The sequence below is a fragment of the Acetomicrobium thermoterrenum DSM 13490 genome (assembly GCF_900107215.1).
Taxonomy (GTDB): domain Bacteria; phylum Synergistota; class Synergistia; order Synergistales; family Acetomicrobiaceae; genus Acetomicrobium; species Acetomicrobium thermoterrenum.
In genome coordinates this window covers 127,657-150,787 of sequence record NZ_FNPD01000006.1, presented here as the reverse complement: position 1 = coordinate 150,787, position 23,131 = coordinate 127,657, and the positions used below count along the sequence as shown (strand labels likewise).

Below are 23,131 nucleotides of genomic sequence, written 5' to 3'. Positions count from 1 at the left end.
GACCAATATTGCCGTTCAGGTAAAGGAAGGATATACTGTATATTCTTGTGGGAAAAACGTAACCGACTCAGACAAGAACGTCATCACAAAAATCTTCGAGGACATGGGTGAATACGAAGAAGTGGACGAGCAGCACCTCGACGTTTTGACGGCTATGGCAGGCTCAAGCCCGGCCTATCTTTACACAGTAGTAGAAGCCATGATATACGGGGCACTTCAAGTGGGATTGCCAAGAGATCTCGCCCTAAGAGCTGCGGCATGGTCCGTCATAGGAGCTTCTCACCTTCTCTTGAGCTCCGGGAAACACCCTGCCGAGTTAAGAGATATGGTGGTGACGCCCGGGGGCGTCACCATAGATGCCATTTATGCACTTGAGGACGGCAAGGTGAGGACTGCCTTCATGAAGGCCATACGCGATGCTTCTCTTAAAGCACAGCGCCTTGCCCGAGACGCTTGCGACGAAGCGGAAAGGCAGTTGGGAAAAGAGAATTAAAAGCCAAACTTGGCCGTTAAATCTTCCTTAAGTTCCCTTAAAAAAGACTCTGCCCCCTTTGGGGGTTGGGTCTTTTTGCTAATAAGGACGAATGCGACAGAGGATACCAGCAGCCCCCAAATGGCAGGCCACTGTCCCAAGGGTTTTAAGTTGGCGACCGTCAAAAAGCCTACAGTAATCCCGCCAACCAATATACTGGCCAACGCTCCCTTGGCGCTGGACTTTTTCCAAAAAAAGGCTCCAATGATCGAGGGCAATTGCACGAGCAACCCCCCCGAAGCAAGCGAGGACAGTACAACGATCAAGTCGAGCTTAAGCTGAGAAAATAAAAGGCAAGCCGCTATTAAGCACACTATGATGATTTTGGAAATGGCCAGCTCTTTTTCTTCAGAAAGGCCCGGGTTACAGGCCTTGAGCAAATCCCTTCCGAACATGTTGCCCAAGGTAAGGACGATGGAATTCATCGTCGATACCGCCGCAGCCAATATGCTCACAAATACCACTACCGAAATGGCCGGCGGAACTTCTTTCAACAACATAGGCATCGCATTATCGGGAAGATCAAGGCCCGGCACCATCAACGCGGCCATCAACCCCAATATGCAACAAATCACAGTGTAAAAGAAACCGAAATAGGAAAAACCCACTATCATCCTTCTTATGCTGATGCAATCCTTTGGAATGAAAAGGCGTTGTACCACCTGTGGGTTAGTGATTGCAAAAAAAGCCCAGGGTAATGTCAATCCCACAAAAAAGGAGGGCGACCAGTTAAGGCGAAGCAAATCACTTCTTTCGGCGACGAGGACCCTGTGAAAACCGCCACCACCCAACTTCAAGGCCAGATAACCTACAAGCATGAGGCTGGCTACGAACATGATAACCGCCTGGAGAGCGTCGGTGCGGGCCACCGAACGGAGACCTGCCCACCAACAAAAAACAAAGGTGACAATGGCAGCAATGACGGTACCAGTCGTATAACTTAAAGAGCCGTCTGATAAAGTTTCGACGAGATAGCCTGCTCCAATTAGCTGCACAGAGGCGTAAGGTATCAACATAACTATACACAACAAAGAATTCAGCGCACCTACGCTTTTATTTTCGTATCTGAAACTCAACAGCTCCGACGGGCTTATAAGATCGTATTTCCTCCCTGCAATCCAATATCTTGGCGCAAAGAGGACGAGCAGAATAACCGTACCCATGAGGTAGGTAAGCTCAAACCCAAGGGCTGCTACGCCATAACGATATGTCAACCCCACAAGCCCCACCATCATAAAGGCGCTGTATGTAGTGGCACTATAGGTCATTGCGGAAACAAAGCCGTTTATCCTTCGACTGCCCAAAAAGTAATCCGCCAAATCGATTTTTCCCCTCTGGCGCGAAGAGTAGGATATATAGGAGCCGATGACGAACCATAAACCAACGCTTGCCATTAAAAGGGAGGCTGTCATGAGGTCTTCTCCTTTTTTCTGCCCCAATTTCTGGTATAGGCGGTCCCAGCTACAATCATGAAGAGGGTGGTCAATATCCAAAACAGAAAGGACCCGCTTTCTCTCAGAAAACAATAGGGAACGATCAAGTTGCAAAGGGCAAGGCCCAAAGCCAGAACAATCAAATATCTTTCTTTCTCAACCAAAGATGATCACACTCCCTCAAGTTTTATTAACCCAAAAATAGAAAGCCCAGCTTCTTCAGGGCCTCTTCTACCCTTTTCATGGTCTCCTCGTCATCGGCTTCGACAGTATGCAAGTGAAAGCCCCTTGCAAGGGAAAGCAGCGGTTCCTGGCCTGAACTTTCGAGCATATTTACGAAACGGGTTACCTCGTTACGCGAAGCCACTCCTATGCTTCCCCTTATCTCGCCATATAGAGGATGATCGACCATAACATCGAGCACTCTCCCTCCGGCTTCGACGATGGCCAGAAGTTCATCGAATATCTCCTCCTTGCTGTGCCTAACGGCTATAATCCTCCGTAATTTTTTTATCCTGTCGAGATAGTATCCGGAGGGAGTGGATATGACCTCCAGGCCTTGGGTTCGTAAGATCGCTATATCCTGAACTATGGCCTGACGGCTGACCCCAAAAAGATCAGCAAGATAGGAGCCGCTTACGGGCGAGGAGGCGTTTTTCAGAATTTCTTCGATTTTCTCAAGCCTTTCTGCGCGATTCATGACCTATTCCTCCCGCAATATGCTATAGCTGATACTAGCAGATAATAGCATAAGTAGTCAACAAAAATCCCGGCTCGGAACAAATCGTGGAAAGTTCCACTCATCGCTCCGAGCCGGGCAAAGGTCTGACAAAAGCTCGTTATTTCAGTGCTAAGACCTTTCTTGAATCACGAGATTACCCTTTACGGCAGGGCTCGTTCTTTTGCTTTTAAAACCCACGGAACCGTTCATCCTGGCCTTAAGACGGCACTGCTCTCTGAAGGCGGCTATTTCCGCCTCCAGGTTGGTGTTGGCCGAGTCTCCGAAAAAGGCATGGACCACGGGCACGATCAAACCGTGGTTGTCTTTAGTCTCTTCCTTCAACATGGCATCCATCTTGGCCATGGCGACGCCTTCTTGCATGCAGGTAAAGGGACCCACATGGAATATCCCGCAGACCTTCTGCCCGTTGCCTGGTAATTCCCCTCGCAAAAACTTCAAAAAGATGCCTATTACCAAAGGAGATTCACCGGTGATATCTCCGTGGTATCTCCTGCTTTTTTGGAGGTCTTCTATTATGACTCTGGGTTTAGGCAGGACCTCCCTTTCCTTGGCGGTCTCTCCGAAGATCCGCTTGAATCGCCAATCGGCGTATTCCATGTAAAATTGAGCAAACTTATAAGGAAATTTGGGGTTGTCCCTGATCGTCAGATAGTTGATATATTCGAGCCACTCCGTGATGCTCCCCCTGACCACTTCCAAACCCTCTTCCTCCAGCCTTTTTATCACGTATTCCGTGTAAGGATCGTGTTGCCGCGTGTAAATTTCTCCCACGTAGAGGATGAGGGGCAAGGAATGATGTTTGGCCTTTGGGACTTCTTTCATAAAAAGGGCCATGGTCTCCTTCGTCCACCGCTTCAGCGTTGCATAAGAAGCGCTATTTTCAACTAACAAATGTTCCAGCAGATCCAATCTCTGCTTGCACAGCTCGTCGAAGGCCTTTTTGTCGTCGCTATAGGGGCGGAACTTGCGGATAAGATCATCCACCATATCCGCCATTTTAATAGCCCTAAATACGTTTATAAGGGCATTGGCCTTTCCCAATGTTCCGCCGAATTGCTCGGGGGCCTCTATCTCTATGTAGCTGCTGTCCGTGGAGGGGCTCACTATGGGGACAGAGTCAAGTCCTTCCTGTTTCAAAAATATCTTTAATACCTCTCCGTATTTGCCGAACCTGCAGGGACCCGACGTGGTCGGTAAAAATATAACGATGTTGTCTCTGACCCACTCCTTTCCCCTTTCTCGGGCAAGCTCCTCTATGGAAGCCATCACGTCACCTACTACCCCGCGAAGGGGGAAACAGGTCTCCGTCGTTATGAACCTGCTTGCGGCGTCCTTGGATGCGCTGGTGGCCGTGGGCATGGCCATGGCATTGACGCCGTAATGTCGCAAGACGGCAGCTCCAAAACGACTAGCCTCACCCATATAAGGTATTAACCATATGCGGGAACCTAAGCTCACCTTTTCCTTTTCCCCGTCATGAGGAAAAAGTACAAAGTCGGACAGAGGCAAGTCCGTCATGGGCTTTGCCCTTTGGACAACGCGCTCATGAGCTTCGGCCCTCGTGACGAAGGGGGCATTATTTGTCTGGGCATCGGTAACAAGATGAAGAAAGGGTTTTTCCGCCCTCCTGAAGATCTCGCTCTCATGATAAAACTTCATGGAATCGGGACCGCAGGCGAAGTTCATCTGCCTGATCGGGAAAAGCCTGGGATGTCTTGCCGTATATATAGCAGCCTGAAGTATGTGGGCATTTTGATACCAATATTCGTTGTAGCATAGCTCATCGATGGGAATGTCGTGGTAGTGTTTCTCGAGAAAACTTTGGGGAATATACCTCATGCCCCGCTGCTTCGAGAACATCGACCCCGAGTTTGACGAGGCCTGGGGATCCAAAATCACGTAATCCCTTCCCAATCCCACATAGCCCACTTCGCCTGACCTTTCCAGCTCCTCCAAGAATTCGTCGCCGTGTTTATAAACTGCTTCTTTGAAAGCCTTGAGCTTCTCTTTTGCATAGGACATGGCCTCCAAAATTCTTTCAACGCTGAAATCGTAGCCGAGCCTGCGAAATTCTTCGTGTAAATATTTGGCTGATCTTTCGTCGTCGCCAAGGTAGAGCACGCTTAAAAATTCCCTTTCGGGCTCTATTCCCAATATATCCTGCAGGAGATAGCCCTCAGCTTCGGTATAGATGCAAAACTTGCGATGGGGCTTCTCGGGCCTGGTTTCCTCTATGAAACAGGGGTTGAAAATATGCTTAATCCTTCTGTCGTGATAAAGTAACGCAGCATGCCCTATTACAAGCTTCATAGCAATGCAAAACTCCGTGGGAGCGATGTTTATGCCTACTTGGGCTATCTCGTCATCCGATTTCGGTGTGAACACGGGTAGAAATCCCAGCTTTTTAAAGACAGCCGACGACCATATGCCCAAATCGCCTAGGGTGACGCCGCTTCTATGTATTCCAATCGTGGGCAAATCCAATCCATCGAGCTCATCTAAGTCTTCATATAAAATGCCGTCGAAGTGTTCATCCAATAACTTATGATAGATTTCCACGTAATCCTTTCTGCTTTGACCCACCCCCTCGCTGTTTCCCCTAGGACAGAACCCTCCTGTTATAACCTCTTCTCCTCCTATGGAAAATATCTTCAGCTTACAGTTTCTCATTCCGCAGGACAAAGGCCCAAAGTGGTCACTGCACAGGACATCCCGTTTCTCGAATTTCATGTCAACCACTTCGAACCCCCTGAAGGCAGATCGCACTTCCTTTCCTTCGGTTTGCAGCTGCAATATCCTATTGCGCAAAAATAGACCTGCTCCCCAAGCGCCAAAAAGCTCTCTATGGGGATATGCATATACCTCCTTGCCCGTGACCTGGGCCATTGCAGCCAGAAAGGCCAACCCCAAAGCGGGACCGCCCTGACATGAGCATTTGCTTTTTACATGCTGCGGCCCTCCCACGAACTTGTTGAAATAGCTTGCAGCCGTAGCCCTGATGATCGCCGCTGCAATCTGTTCCTTTGAGAAGCCCTCTGCTATGAGCCTGTTTTCTTCCATCTCCATAAAGACGCCGCAAGTTGAATCTATCAGAGGAACTATATCGGCCTTGAGCGCCGCCTCCTGGAGGCTGGATTTAACGTCGAGGTCCAAAAGCTGTGCCATATTCTCAAGGGTCTGACCCGCTCCTGCCTGACAGGAATAGTTCATGCGAGCTTCCTCAATCTCATCTGTGGGCACACTACCCTTTACCTTAAAGGTCGTAAACTTCATGTCCTGGCCGCCTATTTCGAAAATTGTATCTATGGCCGGATCGTGATGTTTAATGCCAACGGCATGGCAGGTGATTTCATCTACGGCACCGTCAAGGACTATAAAGCCCTCGGATTCAAGGGCCCTTTTCTTCGATTGGCTAACGAGGATGCGCTCATAAAGCTTTCTGGCCGAACCGGTAGTGCATATACCCCGGACGTTGTAGTTTTCGGCCTTACCCGAGAGATATCTGAAAACTTCCTTCAAGGCTCCCTCGGGGTCACCATGGGTACTTATGTATATCTTATCGAGGAGGTCTCCCGTCGATACGTCCACCACAGCTGCCTTGGTCGTAGTAGAACCGCCGTCAACGCCAATAACCACATCCCTGATATCGCCACCGTCTACTTCCTTTACCTCTCCATCGTATACGTGCACTTTATCCAAGAATGTATATAGAGGAGGTGCGGAGGGACGTTTACCCCTGACGAAAGAAGTAATTTCGCCTACCTTTGAAAAATCCATAACGTGACGATTGCCCTTCTCTATCGCCTCATAGGCTGCTCCTATTGCAGCGACGGCCCTAAAATGCCGGGGTCGTTTCAAAACCACGCCCAAAAGTTCCTGAAGGCGCTTTAGAAGATAATCGCTTGCAAAAACACCTCCCGTGGCAACGGAACAAAGTGAGGTATCGAGATCTCTTGCACCAACTACATCGTTTTTGTAATTTCGAGCAACTGTAGCAAACAAGCGCGATACCAGATATGCACGATCTGCTCCCTCGTTCTGTTCGTGTATCAAATCCGACTGAATCACTACCCCACAGCGAGCATTAAAACCTTGCACGGACTCATGTCGGGCCAGGTCCTTCTCGGCTTGCTCGTAAAGACTCTCCATGAGTTTGGATTTCTCATCGGCAGCATTAGAATTGAACAGCAATTCATCTTCTTTGAGATAAAGACGCCTCAACTGCTTTTCTATAAGTATGCCCGACCCTCCTCCGCATTTGCTGTTAGCGGACCATTCGAGCAGATTGACCTCTTTCTCCAGATGGCCCAATCGGAAGAAGTAGGAATCCTTTGCGCCGATGTGAAAGACATAAACCGCATCGGGACATAAAAGGGATACCCCTTTTGGAATTGTTACGCTTTCGTAGTCGAAGAGCAATTCGGGAAAGACGTCTTTAATGTATTGAGCACCAATGCCCGTAAAAGCAGTGGAGACAATCTCTCCGTCTTTTGAGTTTGCCGACAGGTACGCCCATACATCGGGAAGTTTATTCAAAGGGGCCCCAAAATGGGACAGGCTCGGAGAGACGTAAAAGATTTTGCCCGATTCATCCAAAAGGACGCTATGAATAGTAGATGAACCTATATCTATGCCCGCGAAGAAACGTTTCATATTTATCTCCTCTTTTGCTATGCTAATATAATAATAGTCCCATATTTTCAGTCATTTTCAATTACATATTCTACATCAAGCCCCATGGAAATGACATATAATCTAAATATCAGGGCGACCACACAAAGGGAGGGATCATTTATGTCATTTGCCGATAGCATCATGAAACCTGCCACGCTAGGACGGATTGGCGTAAAAAATAGAATTATTCGATCGGCCACTTGCATGGCAGGAGCAGACGAAAAAACGGGAAATCCAACTCCCAAATTAATCGAAAAATACAAGGAGTTGGCCAAAGGTGGCGTAGGACTCATTATAACGGGTCACGCTTACGTTAACTCCAACGGTAAGGCCTCTCCCCGCCAGCTGTCCATATCTTCCGACGATAACATCTCCGGACTCGCCAATCTCGTCAGCGAAGCTCATGGGACAGGATGCCCCATGATAGTTCAGATCTCACATGCCGGTGCCTTTAGCATTACAGCAGAAGACGGGGTTGCGCTTGCTCCCTCGGATGTCAAAAACCCAATGACGGGCCGTCCCTGCAAAGGGATGACCATATCCGAGATTCATTCGCTCATAACGGATTTCGCAAAGGCAGCCCAAAGAGCGAAGGTTTCTAATGCCGATGGGGTACAGCTTCACCTCGCTCACGGATTTCTTCTGACTCAATTTCTTTCCCCCATCTTCAACAAAAGGAAGGACGGATACGGAGGAGAGGATATCCTAAAAAGAGCGCGAATAGTTTTCGAGATCCTTGAGGAAATCAGATATCGCACCGGAGAAGATTTTCCTCTCTGGGTCAAGATATCGGTCACAGAGGGAGCTAACGAGGGTTACTCCAGCCTTGAGGGGATAAGGCTTGCCCAGGAACTGGCCAGGGTAAAAGTCGACGCCATTGAAGTTTCGGGCGGAACCTTCTACGGAGACAAAAACCTTTCGCCATCCCGTACGGGCATAATAGCCGGTAAAAACGAGGGCTATTTTGCAGAAGAAGCCAGCGCTATAAGGGAGCGGGTGGGCAAGGCCACCCAGGTAATATTGGTCGGCGGATTGAGATCCCAGGAAAGTATGGTCAATCTTTTTGATAGAGGTACGGCAGAGGCCTTCTCCTTGTCGAGGCCCCTCATAGCGGAACCGGATTTGGTGAATCGATGGGCCTCGGGAGACGGAGAGCCAGCCGAATGCATTTCTTGCAACGCCTGCTCCAGGACCGCCAAGGTCGGTATCGTTTATTGTCCAGTAATGCGCGACGCTGCTGAGGGCATCTGGGCACCGCCGCCGGAGTGTTAGGCTAATCCAAAGGATACGTCCGTGAGAGACAGCAAAGCCCTTTATAATTCTAAAGTCTTTGCCCTTGTTGCCCTTGTCGCCTTTACGGCCCTTCTCTTTGCCTTTGCACCCCATATAGGAGCGGCAGCGCCCTTCGACGAATACGATCTGCCAACTGACCTGCTAACCATCGAAGATCTTTATTGCGTCATCATAAAGGACAACGACGCCCAGCTTTTGGCGCTGGAAGGCGGCAAGGTAGATATGCTGGGGGATATCGCTCGTATTTCGGATATAAGAAGACTTAGCGATAACGAAAAGATAGACCTCTACCTGGCCGAGGGATTTCATGCCTTCTTTTTGGGGCTTAATTTAAGAAAGCCCCCATGGGACAGGGTGGAGCTGAGACGATCGATATGGGAGGTCCTGGATAGAAAGCAAATTGTGAGAGATGTTTTTGGAGGTTATGCCCTGCCTCTTTTTTCCTTTTTGCCTCCTGCTTCTCCCTACCAGGCAGAATCACCTGTAGGGGAGTCAAATCTCGAAAAGGCAAGGGAGAGGCTTGAGAAGTCCGGCTGGCGCTGGAGCAAAAAGGGGGTCTTGATATATCCGGGACAGACCAAACCCATTCCCAGGATGAAGCTCATGACACCCACGGCCCAGGTGGCACCCACTACAGCGGAGATAGCGGAGAGGATCTGCGAATCGATGAGAGGCCTCGGTATCCCCATCGAGACGGAGCCTATGGATTTTTCCATGATGGTTTCCCGCCTCGATAGAAGGGATTTCGATGCCTATGTCATTGCCTGGGGGCTGTCTCGAGACCCTGACAGCCTGTACGCATTCTATCACTCCTCAATGGATATAGAGGGTGGCTATAACATAAGCGGTATAAAGTTACCTGATTTGGATGAGGCGCTGGAAGCTCTTAAATACGCAAAGGATGAAAATGAGGCGCGCGCAGCTGCCAGGGAAGCGCAAAAGCTCCTTTATGAGTACGTCCCTCAGGTGCCGATATACTCCAGATACTACGTCACGGCACTGCGAAACGATTGGGAAAACGCCGTAACCTCTAAATACACGACTCCCGATAACGTCTACTCATTTTTATCCCTGAAACACAGAAAGGGCAGAAAAAACTTCTATTGGTCCCTGCCCGAAGAGCCTCGCAATCTGAACCCTCTGTCTGCGGGCAGTGCCTACGATTGGCAAGTGCTTTCATTGATATACGAATCACTACTGGGCACCGATCCCTTCACACTGGAAGACATTCCATGGCTTGCAAAAAGCTGGAGGATAGAGACCACCGACGATGGCAGAGAAAGGACGCGCCTTTTCTTTGTCGTCAGGGAAGATATTAAATGGCATGACGGCAAACCCTTTACCGCCGAAGACGTAAAAGCTACCATAGCCTTCATGCGCAGACACTCCATCCCCAGGTACTACGATAATGTCAAAGACATAGAAGACATAAAGATACAGGGAGACCTCGTCGTCATAACATTTTCACAAAGAAGCTTTTGGTATTTACATCAAATCGGGGGATTGCCCATACTGCCCGCCCACGTGCTTTGTAACACAGAGGATTGGAGGTCTCTTTCTCCGGATAAGTTGATCGGCACAGGGCCCTTCCAATTTGCAAGTTATAAACCCGGAGAGTATGTAAAACTTCTTAAAAACAATAATTACTGGAGGAGAGCTGTTCGTTGAAAAGCGGTAATTACTGGATGCGCAGGATCTTCACAAGCCTTTTGGTCATAGTCATTGTTCTATCTCTTAATTTTTTTCTTTTCAGGCTGATGCCCGGTGACCCTACGAGCACCTTACTTGACCCACGTTTTTCTCCCGAAGCAAAGGAGGAGCTGTTGAAATCCTACGGCCTGGACAAACCTCTATTCCAACAATTTCTTTTGTACGTCAAACAAATGCTCTCCTTCAAATTCGGACTTTCCTTTTTATCTCAAAAACCTGTTTGGCAGGAATTGGCCGAGAGGCTGCCCAATACGTTGGCGCTGCTTTTGCCTTCCCTTTTCCTCTCTGCCGTATTGGGTACCTTTCTGGGGGTGATGGCTGCAAAAGGGAGGGGGAAATTCAGCGAAAAGATCGTATTGATGTCGGGAGCAGTATCGTTTTCCTTTCCATCCTTCTTCGTACAACTGGTCCTCTTACTGCTCTTCGCCCATGTCCTTCCCCTCTTTCCCCTGAGGGGCAGCGCCTCCATCCCTCCACCCGTCGGTTTCTGGAACCTCCTTGGAGACAAAGTATGGCATATGGCCTTACCGGTCCTTTCTCTGGTGCTGATCGGCTTTGGTTCGTGGGCGCTTTACGTCAGAAACCTTATGGTAAAGACCTTAGGAGAGGACTTCGTCTTGCTGGCTAGGGCGAAGGGGCTGAGAGAAGGCCAAATCCTTTGGGGACATGCTTTCAGGACTGCCCTCCCTCCAATTATAACCATTTTTTTCCTGTCCCTGCCGGGGGTTATATCGGGAGCGGTGATCACGGAGACGGTCTTTTCCCTCCACGGCGTTGGAAAATTTTTGCTCGAGGCCGTCTCGGGACACGATTATCCGGCAGCCGGGGCCGCCTTTTACCTTCTTGCCTTAATAACCGTCATATGTAACCTGCTGGCTGACGTAGCCTATGCCTTGGTGGATCCGAGAATAAGCTTCAGAAAGGTAAGGCGATGATCTTGCGACGTTACGGCATTCTCATCCTGATCATCTTCCTCATTTTGGCATTTTTGGCCCCGCTTTTCATGGGACCTGCAAACGAAACGGTAGCTCCGCCCTTTTCCAAGCCACTCTGGCTAGACCTTAAATCGCCGGCTCCCCGATCTTACAGTGTGAAGGACCAGATCTTCTCCTTCAAATGGGACGGCAATCCTCCTGCGACATTCTCTCTAAAAGGCACCGTATCCTTCGACAGACCTCCCGAAAGAGCCTTTATTTTACTCGTAACGCCAAGCGGAGCTTACAAATTGGCGGATCTCTCGGGAGCCAAAAGGTTCGATATCGACATCGATTCCAGGGATGTGCCCCTGAAATTAGAGTTGGGCATGGATCCCTTCTCAGACCTTTCGGAGATCGCCTTCTCCGAAAGGGGCATATACGAATTAATCGTTAAATCCGACGAGGATGCGACCATCGATCTGAACCTGGACATCCACGTCGGAAGATGGGGTATCTTTGGGACTGATCAAAGGGGAAGAGATGTCTTACGCCTCTTCGTGGAGGGCATCAAAATTTCCCTCTTGGTGGGAATATCCGCCACTTTGCTGGCCTCTACGCTAGGAATGGGGTTGGGCTTGCTGGCAGGTTATTTGGGCGGTTTCGTCGATTCGGCGATAATGAGGATGATCGACGTCTTGCTTGCCATACCGACTCTGCCGATATTGATGGTTATTTCAGGGATATGGGGAAGAGGGCTCTGGCAGATAGTACTGGTGTTGTCCATTTTTTCCTGGATGGGAACGGCACGGGTCGTCAGAGCTATGACACTATCGATCAGAGAAGCTCCTTACATTGAAAACCTTCGAGCCCTGGGAGCGCCAACGGGATACATCTTGGCCCGACATCTCGTGCCGGAAGCGCTGCCTCTTCTGCTTGCCCAAATGGCGCTCGGCGTGCCTGGAGCGATACTGGCCGAAGCGGGGCTCTCTTTTCTGGGCCTTTCCGATCCTTTAATGCCCTCGTGGGGGCGGATGTTACACGAAGCTCACGTATTTGGCGCCTTCACAGGAGGCGCTTGGTGGCTTATATTTCCACCTGGCCTGGGAATAGCCGCGATATGCCTTACCTTTATCGGCATAGGAAGGCAACTCGAGGAGAGAACAGATCCGCGATTGAAGGAGAGTTTGAGGAAATGATGGAGATTAGCCATTTAAGCGTTACCTACCCCAACGGCGTCGAAGCCGTTACAGACGCCAATCTAATGCTTTCACCAGGTGAGATAGTGGCATTGGTAGGAGAATCGGGCAGCGGCAAAAGCAGCCTCCTTTACGCATCCCTTGCCCTTTTGCCCAGAGGATCCAAGACATCGGGTGAAGTCTTTTTAGACGGCATAAACTTCTTGAGCCTTCCCCACGACAGGAAAAGGCAATTCAGATGGAAGAAGGTATCTTTGGTGCTTCAAGGTTCGATGAACTCCTTCACTCCTGTCTTGGCGATGGAAAGACAGTTCGTCGAGGCAATGCAAGAACATCTGAATATGAAGGAGACAGACGCAGCGGCCAGGGCGGGCGAACTTCTGGAGGAAGTGGGCTTGGATCGAAAGTTTCTCCGTAGATTTCCTCACGAGATGTCGGGGGGCCAAAAACAGCGCTGCGCTATTGCGATGGCTCTATGTTGCAGCCCCGATTATTTGCTGGCGGACGAACCGACCACCGCCCTGGACGTCATAACGCAAGCTGAAATAATCGATCTCCTCAAAAGAATAGTGAAGGCACGCAATATGGGCATGTTGATGGTAACCCATGATTTGGCCCTGGCCGCCTCTATTGCCGATAAAATATCAGTTATGCACAGAAGCCGAATCGTGGAGACCGCCGAAAGGGATAGAATTATTAACGATCCAAAGCACCCCCACACGATCTCTCTGATCAGATCCCTGCGCACAATGGAGGAAGAACATTGAAAGAAGAGATAGTTTCGGCGGAAAATGTGACCCTCGCCTTCGGCAAAGAAAAAAATTATGCCCTTTCCGGCGTCTCATTTTCCATACAAAGAGGCGGAAGCATCGCCTTTATAGGAGAATCGGGGAGCGGCAAGACTTCGATGTTACGAATCCTTCTGGGCCTTATTGAACCCACCCGCGGAAGGGTGCACCTCTTCGGCAAATATTTGGATGAAGTCGGCGACGAAGAGCTTCGGGAGATAAGGAAAGCTTGCGGCTACATACCCCAGGATCCCTTCGGAGGTCTGCCGCCGACCCTTACTGCCCTTCAAGCTGCAATGGAGCCGCTTGTAATTACCCGATTAAACGTCAAAAAGACAGGACTGGAGAGGGCAAAGGAGCTTTTGTCATCTTTGGGCATAGGAGAAACCCTATGGAACAGAAAATTGATCCAGGGTTTCTCGGGTGGCCAGCGCCAGAGGATAATGTTGGCCCGTGCCCTCGTAACGGATCCGAAGCTGCTTTTCGCTGACGAACCCACTTCCATGCAGGATGCATCAACGCGCATGGATCTGGTCAATCTAATAAGAGGACACCACCGAAGAGGCATGTCCCTGATCTTCGTAACCCACGACCTCTTACTGGCCAAGGTCATCGCCGAAAGGGGGATTGTCCTTTATAGTGGTCACATGTGCGAAACAGGCCATACCGGCCCCCTCCTGAAAGATCCTCTCCACCCTTATACCATGGCGCTTTCCGCGGCTCTTCCAAGGCTTGGAAAGCCAATCGAGATAAAGACGAAAAGAAGGCCCCTTCCTCCTCACTGGAAAGGCTGCCCCTATTTCTCCCTATGTCCCTACGCATCGGACAGATGCCACGCTCTTCCTCCCCTAAAGAAAATCGGAGACGACAGAAGCGTGGCCTGCTTCTTGTACTTTTAAACCTTTACTGCCCTGACTTGTCTGCCCGCCTGAAAGTCATTTACTAATGGGTGTCGGGATACACAACCGTACCACAGGTCCAATGTCGCCATGAGCTTCATGATTCGCCTTCTTTCGCCGCTGACAGTTTTTCCGTCGGAGCATGATCAAGTCTTGGTCAAGACCGTGCCGCAACACATCGAGCCAACCGAAAAGCAAAACCAGATGAACCAGGGAAATATGGCTCAAGATGTGCCGGACTGTCGGCATCGTCTTATCCAAAGGTCAAAGCAAACACCGTATCGGTTAGCCAGCGTCGGAAACCTTCGTTGTCGCTGAACTGCTTAAAGAGCTCCGTATCATCCTGAAGCAGCCCCGTCATGACGCGGGCCAGCGCCTTGTCGTGCTCGATGCGGGCGTTCTGTTTGTCGGAATACTTGCGTGCGTTCTGGTAGGCGGTGTCGGCCGCTACGCGTGCAGGAATCTCCTCGGTGATCAGTTTGCGCACCCGGTCGGCGTCGGTCCAGGGAATGTTGCCGAACTGATCGTTAAAAGCCTTGATGATGTTCGAGAGACGGTCGAGCTCCGGTTCGGGTTTGTATCCGCCGCCCGCCGTGGGTACCGGTTCGATCTCGGCATCCGCATCGGAAAGCGCAATCCTCATGCTCGCCTGCTTTTCGACCCGGTAGCTGTCCATGTCGATCGCCTCGAGGATGCCCTTTGAGAGGTCTTCCTCTTTCGGCGCCGGCAGCTTGGGTACCAGGAAGTTGAGGAAGATCGATAGCTTCTCCCACTCGGCGTTGGTGTAGGGCAGGATCGAAGACAAAAAGTTATAGGTTCGCAGAAACGCCTTGGTTTTGCCCTTGAAGTCGACCTGACCATCCTCGTCGAGATGCTCCATGTAGGTGGCGACGCAGGCGTCGAGGATCGGGTCGAGCTGGTCGCGGTCAGCCCCGCTCAGGTAGAGCCGCACCAGTTCATCAACTTGCTCAGGTGCGTACACCTGGTAGCCGTCAAGGTCGGCCTTAAGGTCGTGCAGCTTGTTCGGGTCGGTCTCGTCGGCGAGGATGGTCGTCCGATAGTAAGGCTCGAAGGCCTTTCGGATCGTCTCCGGGTCGTTGACGAAATCGAGGACGAAAGTGTCGTGCTTCTGGGGGCGGGCGCGATTGAGGCGCGAAAGTGTCTGTACCGCCTTGACCCCGGAGAGCACCTTGTCCACGTACATTGTGTGCAGGAGCGGCTCGTCATAACCGGTCTGGAACTTATCGGCGCAGATCAAAAACCGATACGGGTCCTCCCGGATCTTGTCGGCGATCTGGTTCGAGGGAAAACCGTTAAGGCTGGCCTCGGTGACCCTTTGCCCGCCATATTCGTGCTCGCCCGAGAAAGCGACAATGGCACGGTAAGGGCTCTTGCGCTCGGCAAGGTACGCCCTGAAGGCATGGAAGTATTGAATAGCTCGCTCGATGCTGCCGGTCACCACCATGGCCCGCGCCTGGCCGCCGATCTTGCCCTTGGCAATCACCTGCTCATGAAAGTGGTCCACCATGATCTCGGCCTTGAGCCGGATGGCGTGCTCATGCCCCTCCACGAAGAGACGCAACTTCTTTTGCGCCTTCTTGACGTCAAATTCAGGGTCGTCTTCGATGGTCTTGATAAGCCTATAGTAGCTCTTGATCGGTGTGTAGTTGGCCAACACATCCAGGATGAACCCTTCCTGGATTGCCTGTTTCATGGTATAGCTATGAAACGGCCTGTGTTTAACCGTTCCGTCGGGCTGCGGCTCGGGTTCACCAAACATCTCCAACGTTTTGTTCTTAGGGGTAGCGGTGAAGGCGAAGTAGCTGGCATTCGGCAAAAGCTTCCTGGCCTCCATTAGCCGGTTGATCTGATCTTCGAAGGTTTCGTCTTCCTCCTCTGCACCGGCCTCCGACAAGGCCATGCTCATCTTGGCCGAGGTGCGGCCGCCCTGGCTCGAATGGGCCTCGTCGATAATGATGGCAAAACGTCGCCTGCGGTGCTCGTTGCCGATTTCGTCGAGGATGAACGGGAACTTTTGCAGTGTCGTGATAATGATCTTCTTGCCGCTCTCGATAAACCGCCGCAGGTCGCCAGAATGCTCGGCGTGCCCTACCGTGGCGCTCACCTGGGCAAACTGCTTGACTGTATCCCGGATCTGCTGGTCCAGAATGCGACGGTCGGTCACCACGATAATGGAATCGAAAACAGGTCTTCCGTCCCTCGCGAGACCGATCAGCTGGTGGGCCAGCCAGGCGATGGAGTTGGACTTGCCGCTGCCGGCAGAATGTTGGATAAGGTAGCGGCGGCCCACGCCGTGCGCCGCCGCGTCCGCCAAAAGTTTTCGCACCACGTCGAGCTGGTGATAGCGGGGGAAGATCTGCCGTCGCCGTTTCTTGCCGGTCTTAAGGTCTTTTTCCTCAACAAGTTGAGCGTAGTTTTCTAGGATGTCGGTCAGACTCTCGCGGGTGAGAACCTCCCGCCACAGGTAATCAATCTTGAGCCCCTGCGGGTTGGGAGGATTGCCCGCGCCGTCGTTATAACCCTTGTTGAAGGGCAGAAACCACGACGCCTTGCCCTGAAGGTGGGTGCAGAACCACACCTCGTTTTCGTCCACGGCAAAGTGCGCCACACACCGCCCCAATTCAAAGAGCTTTTCGCGCGGGTTGCGGTCGTGCTTGTACTGCTCGATGGCGTCGTGCACCGTCTGTTTGGTAAGACGGTTTTTGAGCTCGAAAGTGAAAACCGGCAGGCCGTTGATAAAGAGCACCAGGTCCAGCGCCCGCTGCATCTCGTCGCGGCTGTAGCGCAGCTGGCGCGTGACGGTGAAACGGTTCTGCTCATAGAGCGCCCGCGCCTGCTCGTTTCCGGGGGAAGGCGTGCCGTAGAAGAGCTCGATGCGGTAAGGCCCGTGTTGAATCCCGCCCCTCAACACGTCCACCACCCCGCGCTTGCTCACCTCGCCCTGAAGCCGCGCCAGAAACTTCCGCCGCGTGGGGCTGTCGTTATCCAGGTCGAGCGCTTCGGCGACCTCGGGCTGTGTGGTGCGCAGAAACGCCGCGAGCTGAACCAGATCGACGCAGTACTCGCGGTCGTAATCGGCCGGATCGCCGGGCAGCCAACCCACACCGCCATAGGGTACCGACGTCTCGGCAACGATCGCTGGGACACCAGCAGGCTGGGGCACGCAGTCACTGCCGGTGAGCGCCCGGCAGATGAGCCTCTCAAGCCCGGCTTCGCTGGTGTCGGTGGGCTTCATGGTTCAACCTCCTCTTCTTCAACGGTCTCGGTGCCGGCTTCTTCATCTGTCGCCTCATCTCCAGCGATCTCGTCGGCGTCCATCGATTCGGCCTCCTCCTCAGGCGGCTCCTCCGGCAACTGTGCTGCGACCTCGCGCACATCCACCTTGCCGGTGACCACATCGGCGATCAGGCGGGTGCGGTATTCGCGCAGAAGTTCGATTTCGCTGCGAGTGGCGGCAATGGCGGCGTCTATCTTGGTTGTCCGGGTGTCGAGGTATTCGACGATGGCGTTTTGTTCGGGGAGGGGTGGGAGGGGAAACCGCATTGCCCCGACGAACGTCCAATCGGCCCGGGGCATCTTGGCACCGTAAGTTGAGCTGTTTACAAAATCAATAGCTGGCGCCGATCGCAGAACCACCTCTAGATAGTGGGGTGCAACAACGAGCCTTGCGCGCAAGACAAAAAACTCACCAACGCAGACGCCACTCTGTTTGGGACGAACAACCTTAGCAAGATATGGCCTGAGCTTTCCGAAAAGAACATCTCCAGCTCGGAAGCGCTTCACTTGACTGTCAAATTGTGCTTCTCCGGATGGCACCAGAAGCCGACCTGTCCAACTCTCGACGTGTTCCAGTGCTATGTAGAGATCCTCATCGTTCTTGGTACTCGTCTGCTCGTTAATGTGATCGACTGCCGTCTTAAGCCGCCGCACCTCCCAATGCTCCGGCACTTGGCCCAGCCACTCCACGCCGGAGGGCTTGTAGACCGGATAAGGCTGGCCGGTGCGGACATCGATACTCCCGGTGACGGCCTGGTGGATGAGGGCTTGCTTGTACTCCTCCAGCAGCTTGATCCGCCGCTGCCGCGCCCGGATCACTCGCCGGATCCGTTGCTCCGCCCAGTCCAGAAACCGCACGATGGCGGTTTGTTCGGGGAGGGGTGGAAGTGAGAAGTAGATACACTTGAACTCCTCTGCCCGCAGACTCCACTGATCCGAAGTAATGCCATACGACCATCGCTCGGCCTCCGAAGCGAAAAGGGGTGTACGAAGAAGAAAGTGCATGTAGCGGGGCAAGTTCTCGGCGCTTCTTAGCCGCTGGACGATGTAAGCCGGGCTCACGATCCCCCGGTAAGCCGAGACACCCACCGCCCCCTGCCAGGCTCGCATCTTGTTGTACACCAGGTCACCCGGTTGAACGAGTTTGTAGTTGGACTTGTCCTCGTTCGAGGAGTCTTTCTTGGAACTGTCCGCGAGCAAGTCTGCTTGACGCAGTACGCCGCGTGTGATGGTTACCGACAGCATCTGTTCGTCAGGGTGACCACGGTCATTGATTTCACGAAACACCGCACGTCCGGGCAACACCTCCCAATGCTCCGGCACCTGGCCGAGCCAGGGCATGCCGGATTCTTTGTAGGCGGGGTATGGTTTGAGTTTGGTGATCATGTGGCCGCCTCCTTGATTACCTCACAAAGCGACTGGTAATGATCACTATCCTTCCTCTCAAGCGCATCCAAGACCATCTTGACACACCTCTGTGCATTGGGCACAAAATCTGGATGTTGCAGCGATTTGTCAAGCGATTGGAGGTGCGAGGCATCATCTGCCAATGCTTGGATCTCTCTTCTTGCCTCCGGCGAATCGAGTAGCAACTCCAGCTTTTTTGACCAAGACCGCACGCTTGGCTTTCGAAAACCCAAGTAGGCCTCAAGGAATTTACGTAGAAGATTTGGGACGGTAAACGCTTCATGCAATGACGGATACTTGTTGTGGGCAAACTTATACAGTTGAGAGAATATAAACTCATATTCTGACTTGAACTGTCTCAGCAACGTAGGTAAGTCTAGCAGTTCTGCTTGCGGCCCGCCAACGGCACTGACCGATCGCCGCAGATAATATGCCCTCGTATCTTTCTTATCGCGACCGCCGTTTCTTTCATCCAGCCATTTGCTTTTTAACAAGTTGAACAACTCTGCGTTGTGGGTCGAAACAAAAAGCTGCCGGCTATTTTCAAGCTGCTCGGCAAGTAGTGCGTATACCGCGTATATGTGATTCGAGTCCAAACTCGAAACCGGGTCATCAACGAATACAATCGTGTCACTAAGCGTTGCGCCTTTTGCTTCAAGGCTCGTGAGGAAATAAGCGAAGGTTACGGCAGTCTTTTCTCCGTCACTCAGGTGTGTCGCGACGCGACCGTGTCTATGAAACTGAAACTGGGCATCGTCAACACTGACTACTTCAATATTGTTACCCGGCAACAAATATTTCAGGAGACTGTTAAGCTTTGTGGCTCCGACAGATGATTCTTGTATCCTCTGTTCGATTTCCTGAATCTGCGAGTCGATACGTCTCAGGATCTCTTTCGCACACCCAAGCCGCTTACTTATCATATCCATTTCAGTTTTCTTTTGTTCTATTTCGTTCTCTAGGATGTGGCGTGCGGCATAGTGGCGCTCCAATGCGGTTTTTGCTTCTTCTTTCGCCTTGTCTATTGTGGATATTGTGCGGTTATGCTGCTCTATGATCTGGTTTAACGTTTCTATAAGCTGCTGTCCTTGAGCGGCAGGCCCTAGATCACCCGCCCATTTGAGCTGCTTTTCGATCGCCCCTTGCTTCTGTTTTAACACGTGGATCAACTGTTCACGTAGAGCAGTGGCCCACTGAATCCAATCACGAAGTTGACTGGTAGTCTGCGAAAAGCTCTGTCTAAACTCTGGTAGAATGCGCATTTCATCGGGGACGGTCGGGTTCAGACTATTGGCATTAATGTGCCTTATTGTTTCCTCTATTTTCTTAACTAGGTCTTCGTACTCTTCTGAGAAGTGTCCGCGTAGTTCTTCTAGTCGGGCTGTTGTCACAGTCCCCCCACAGAACTCACAGGTGGACGCATCTTTATGTAGCGACAAACCTTGCCGAACCCAGCTCTCAACTTCCCGATTCTGTTTAAGGCGTTCGATGGCCCTTTGAGAGGCAGTCTGATTAAGTAACTCGTTCACCTCTCTAGCGAGTGAAGCGAAATTTGGAAGCTTGTCTGTGACTGTGGACACACTGTAGAACTGATCGGCGCTTTTCAGCGTCGAAAGCAATTCTGATTCGCGCTGGTCGGTCATGATATACATAGCAGGGTTATGTCTAACATCCTCGATTCGTTGCTTCAGTTGTGGACGCTCAAATCTCGGGTCACCCAACAGATTGCGTATGTCTCGTGCCTCGTCAGTGCCGAGCTTGTCGAGTTCATTTGTGATTGCCTTCTGTTTTTCCGATAAGCCGCTCGCGATTCCTTCAACGCAAGTGCGCCGCTTGGTGAGCTGCTCAAGCCGTTTCCTTAATGCGATATTCTGCTCTCCTACGATAAAAATGGACGGGGCGGAGTAATCTCCACTGAAGTTGGCCGCGACGTAATCACGGTTGAAGACTCGTACAGCCGGGCTCTTTGACAAATCATCGGAGGACACTTGTGAACCGCCTTCTGTTAACAGTCGAAAACGTGCCTCAGAATACTCCGTACTTAATTTCTTGTGCTCAAGCGCCTGAAAAATGCGTGATAGCGTAGTCTTGCCGGAGTAGTTCCAACCATAGATTAGGTTCAACTTGGCAAACTCCGGGAGATTGTCATTCCAGCGAAAATCGCAAAAAATACCAAACTGTGAAATGACCTCGATCCGCTTAATCATTGGTAAGGCCTCCCAAAATCTCCGCCAACAACCCCTCCACCTCCTTCTCCACCGCCAGAAGATCGGCTCGGATTTCTTCCAGCGAGCGCAGGGCCTTTGGCTTGTAGAAGTAGCGGTTGAAGTTGATCTCGTAGCCCACCTTGACGCTGGCCGGGTCGTACCAGGCATCCGGCACGTAAGGCAACACCTCGCGGCGCAGGAAAGCCTCGATCGCCGTGCGCTGGTCTTCCGGGCTTGGTAGGTAGCCGGGCTGATGGCAAGCCCGGCACTCAAGGAACGGAATCTGCTCGCTTTCGCGAAGCTCCGTGTCGGGTTCATACTCCACCACCCGTGGCTTACCGGCGATGACCATCTCGAAGAGCCCACACAGCGGGTCGGGCGCGGTGCCAGGCTTGTGAATCTTTTTGATCACCGGCGGTGCGTCCTCCGCCCGCTCGGCCGTTTGGCGAAGCGCCTTGATCTCCTTGGGAGTGTAGGTGCGCTCGGGATCGATACCTTTCAAGCGCAAGGGACGCTCCACCGTCACCTTCCAGTAGCCGAAGGCCGCGTTGGGAAAGATCTTGGACTGCTCGGTCTCCTCAAATTTGAGGAAAGTGTCGAGGACGCGACGAATGTCCTCTTCGGACAGCTCGCAGTTCTTCTTTCCCAGGTTCTTGCGCAGGGGCTTGTACCACTGCGTGGCATCGATGAGCTGCACGCGGCCTTTGCGGTGCTCGGGCTTTCTGTTCGTGAGCACCCAAACGTAGGTGGCAATGCCGGTGTTGTAGAACATGTTCAGCGGCAGGGCGACGATGGCTTCCAGCCAGTCGTTTTCGATGATCCAGCGGCGGATATTGCTCTCGCCCTGGCCGGCGTCCCCCGTAAACAGCGACGAGCCGTTGTGCACCTCGGCGATGCGACTGCCGAGCGGAGTGTCGTGCTTCATCTTGGAGAGCATGTTCACCAGGAACAGCATCTGGCCGTCGCTCGAGCGGGTGATGAGCGACAGCTCCTCTCCCCGGTGCTGCACGACAAAGCGCGGATCCTTGATGCCGCTTTTGCCGCCCATGCGTTCCAGGTCGCTCTTCCAACTCTTACCGTAGGGCGGGTTGGAGAGCATGAAATCGAACTCACGCCCCGGGAAGGCGTCGTTGGATAGGGTCGAATGCTCCGGCCCGCCGACGATGTTGTCGGCGGCTTCGCCCTCGCCCTTGAGCAAAAGGTCGGACTTACAGATGGCGTAGGTCTCGGCGTTGATCTCCTGACCGAAAAGATGCATCGAGACCTGTTTGCCGCGTTCTTTCGCCAGTTGCAACAGGGTTTCCTCGGCCACCGTTAGCATCCCGCCGGTACCACAGGCGCCGTCGTAGAGCAGGTAGGTGCCGGATTCGATCTGGTCGGCGATCGGCTCAAAAATGAGGCGGGCCATCAACCTCACGGCGTCGCGTGGCGTCCAGTGCTCGCCGGCCTCTTCGTTATTTTCCTCATTGAAGCGGCGGACGAGCTCCTCGAAGATGGTGCCCATGGCGTGATTGTCGAGGCCAGGTAGGCGCACGCTGCCGGCGCTGTCGAGGACGGGATAGGGGCTTAAGTTGATCGAGGGGTCGAGGAACTTCTCGATGAGCGTGCCCAAGGCATCAGCTTTAGTCAGGCGGGGGATTTGGTTGCGGAATTCGAAGTTGTCGATGATTTCCTGCACGTTAGGCGAAAAGCCATCGAGGTAGGCGCGAAAATCCGCCTCCAGTTGCTGGCGGCTCGCGCGAGCCTTGAGGTCGCGCAGCGTGAAGGGGGAGGTATTGTAAAACGCCTGGCCGGCCGCCTGTCGCAGAGCAGCGTCCTGGTGTACGATCCCAGCTTTGTCGAGCGAAGCTTTCAAGTCAAGCACGGCCCGCTTGGTGGGCTCCAATACCGCATCCAATCGGCGGATCACGGTCATCGGGAGAATGACGTCACGGTACTTGCCACGCACGTAGAGGTCGCGCAGCACGTCATCGGCGATGCCCCAAATGAAATTGGTGATCCAGGTCAGTTGAGATACTTCCATTGTTTTCCTTCTC

15 protein-coding genes are annotated in these 23,131 nt (G+C 52.3%); 7 read left to right on the top strand and 8 right to left on the bottom strand.

What is annotated here, in order from left to right:
* Positions 1-493, top strand: a 493-nt coding sequence (locus BLU12_RS06345; protein WP_327020379.1) for a pyrroline-5-carboxylate reductase family protein, incomplete at its 5' end; no start/stop codon positions are given.
* On the opposite strand, the gene BLU12_RS06340 is transcribed toward BLU12_RS06345, so the two are convergent.
* The 4 genes from BLU12_RS06340 to BLU12_RS06325 form a co-directional block, all read right to left on the bottom strand.
* Positions 490-1,944: a sodium:solute symporter family protein gene (locus BLU12_RS06340; RefSeq protein WP_091461433.1), complete on the bottom strand. Its 1,455-nt coding sequence runs from the start codon at positions 1,942-1,944 to the stop codon at positions 490-492. The genes BLU12_RS06345 and BLU12_RS06340 overlap by 4 nt on opposite strands.
* On the bottom strand, positions 1,941-2,129 hold the full coding sequence (locus tag BLU12_RS06335; protein ID WP_040348709.1) for a hypothetical protein: 189 nt from the start codon (positions 2,127-2,129) through the stop codon (positions 1,941-1,943). Before BLU12_RS06335 ends, BLU12_RS06340 begins: the two co-directional genes overlap by 4 nt.
* Before the next feature lie 26 nt (positions 2,130-2,155).
* Positions 2,156-2,665 carry a transcription repressor NadR gene (locus BLU12_RS06330; RefSeq protein WP_091461431.1) on the bottom strand — a complete coding sequence of 170 codons (510 nt, stop codon included), beginning with the start codon at positions 2,663-2,665 and terminating at the stop codon, positions 2,156-2,158.
* Between the two features lie 150 nt (positions 2,666-2,815).
* On the bottom strand, positions 2,816-7,360 hold the full coding sequence (locus BLU12_RS06325; protein ID WP_091461430.1) for an acyl-CoA dehydratase activase-related protein: 4,545 nt from the start codon (positions 7,358-7,360) through the stop codon (positions 2,816-2,818).
* A gap of 141 nt (positions 7,361-7,501) precedes the next feature.
* On the opposite strand from BLU12_RS06325, the gene BLU12_RS06320 reads away from it, so the two are divergent.
* The 6 genes from BLU12_RS06320 to BLU12_RS06295 are packed head-to-tail and all read left to right on the top strand — an operon-like array spanning position 7,502 to position 14,184.
* Positions 7,502-8,653, top strand: a complete 1,152-nt coding sequence (locus BLU12_RS06320) for an oxidoreductase (RefSeq protein ID WP_234945514.1) — start codon at positions 7,502-7,504, stop codon at positions 8,651-8,653.
* A gap of 21 nt (positions 8,654-8,674) precedes the next feature.
* Positions 8,675-10,342, top strand: a complete 1,668-nt coding sequence (locus BLU12_RS06315) for an ABC transporter substrate-binding protein (RefSeq protein ID WP_091461426.1) — start codon at positions 8,675-8,677, stop codon at positions 10,340-10,342.
* A 17-nt stretch (positions 10,343-10,359) separates the two neighbouring features.
* Positions 10,360-11,319, top strand: coding sequence for an ABC transporter permease (locus BLU12_RS06310; RefSeq protein ID WP_091461450.1), 960 nt, complete (start codon positions 10,360-10,362; stop codon positions 11,317-11,319).
* Positions 11,316-12,497 carry an ABC transporter permease gene (locus tag BLU12_RS06305; RefSeq protein ID WP_091461425.1) on the top strand — a complete coding sequence of 394 codons (1,182 nt, stop codon included), beginning with the start codon at positions 11,316-11,318 and terminating at the stop codon, positions 12,495-12,497. The genes BLU12_RS06310 and BLU12_RS06305 overlap by 4 nt, the downstream gene beginning before the upstream one ends.
* Positions 12,494-13,264 (top strand): ABC transporter ATP-binding protein, encoded by a 771-nt coding sequence (locus BLU12_RS06300; RefSeq protein WP_091461423.1) that lies wholly within the window; start codon positions 12,494-12,496, stop codon positions 13,262-13,264. The genes BLU12_RS06305 and BLU12_RS06300 overlap by 4 nt, the downstream gene beginning before the upstream one ends.
* Complete coding sequence (locus tag BLU12_RS06295) at positions 13,261-14,184, top strand: ABC transporter ATP-binding protein (protein WP_091461421.1); 924 nt, start codon at positions 13,261-13,263, stop codon at positions 14,182-14,184. Before BLU12_RS06300 ends, BLU12_RS06295 begins: the two co-directional genes overlap by 4 nt.
* A 253-nt stretch (positions 14,185-14,437) precedes the next feature.
* On the opposite strand, the gene BLU12_RS06290 is transcribed toward BLU12_RS06295, so the two are convergent.
* The 4 genes from BLU12_RS06290 to BLU12_RS06275 are packed head-to-tail and all read right to left on the bottom strand — an operon-like array spanning position 14,438 to position 23,118.
* The gene (locus tag BLU12_RS06290) at positions 14,438-17,440 is read right to left on the bottom strand and encodes a type I restriction endonuclease subunit R (RefSeq protein ID WP_091461420.1); all 3,003 of its coding nucleotides are present in this window, start codon (positions 17,438-17,440) and stop codon (positions 14,438-14,440) included.
* Positions 17,437-18,867 (bottom strand): restriction endonuclease subunit S, encoded by a 1,431-nt coding sequence (locus tag BLU12_RS06285; protein ID WP_200778727.1) that lies wholly within the window; start codon positions 18,865-18,867, stop codon positions 17,437-17,439. The genes BLU12_RS06290 and BLU12_RS06285 overlap by 4 nt, the downstream gene beginning before the upstream one ends.
* The gene (locus BLU12_RS06280) at positions 18,864-21,095 is read right to left on the bottom strand and encodes an AAA family ATPase (protein WP_091461418.1); all 2,232 of its coding nucleotides are present in this window, start codon (positions 21,093-21,095) and stop codon (positions 18,864-18,866) included. Before BLU12_RS06280 ends, BLU12_RS06285 begins: the two co-directional genes overlap by 4 nt.
* On the bottom strand, positions 21,088-23,118 hold the full coding sequence (locus tag BLU12_RS06275; RefSeq protein ID WP_091461417.1) for a type I restriction-modification system subunit M: 2,031 nt from the start codon (positions 23,116-23,118) through the stop codon (positions 21,088-21,090). The genes BLU12_RS06280 and BLU12_RS06275 overlap by 8 nt, the downstream gene beginning before the upstream one ends.
* Between the last annotated feature and the right edge of the window lie 13 nt (positions 23,119-23,131).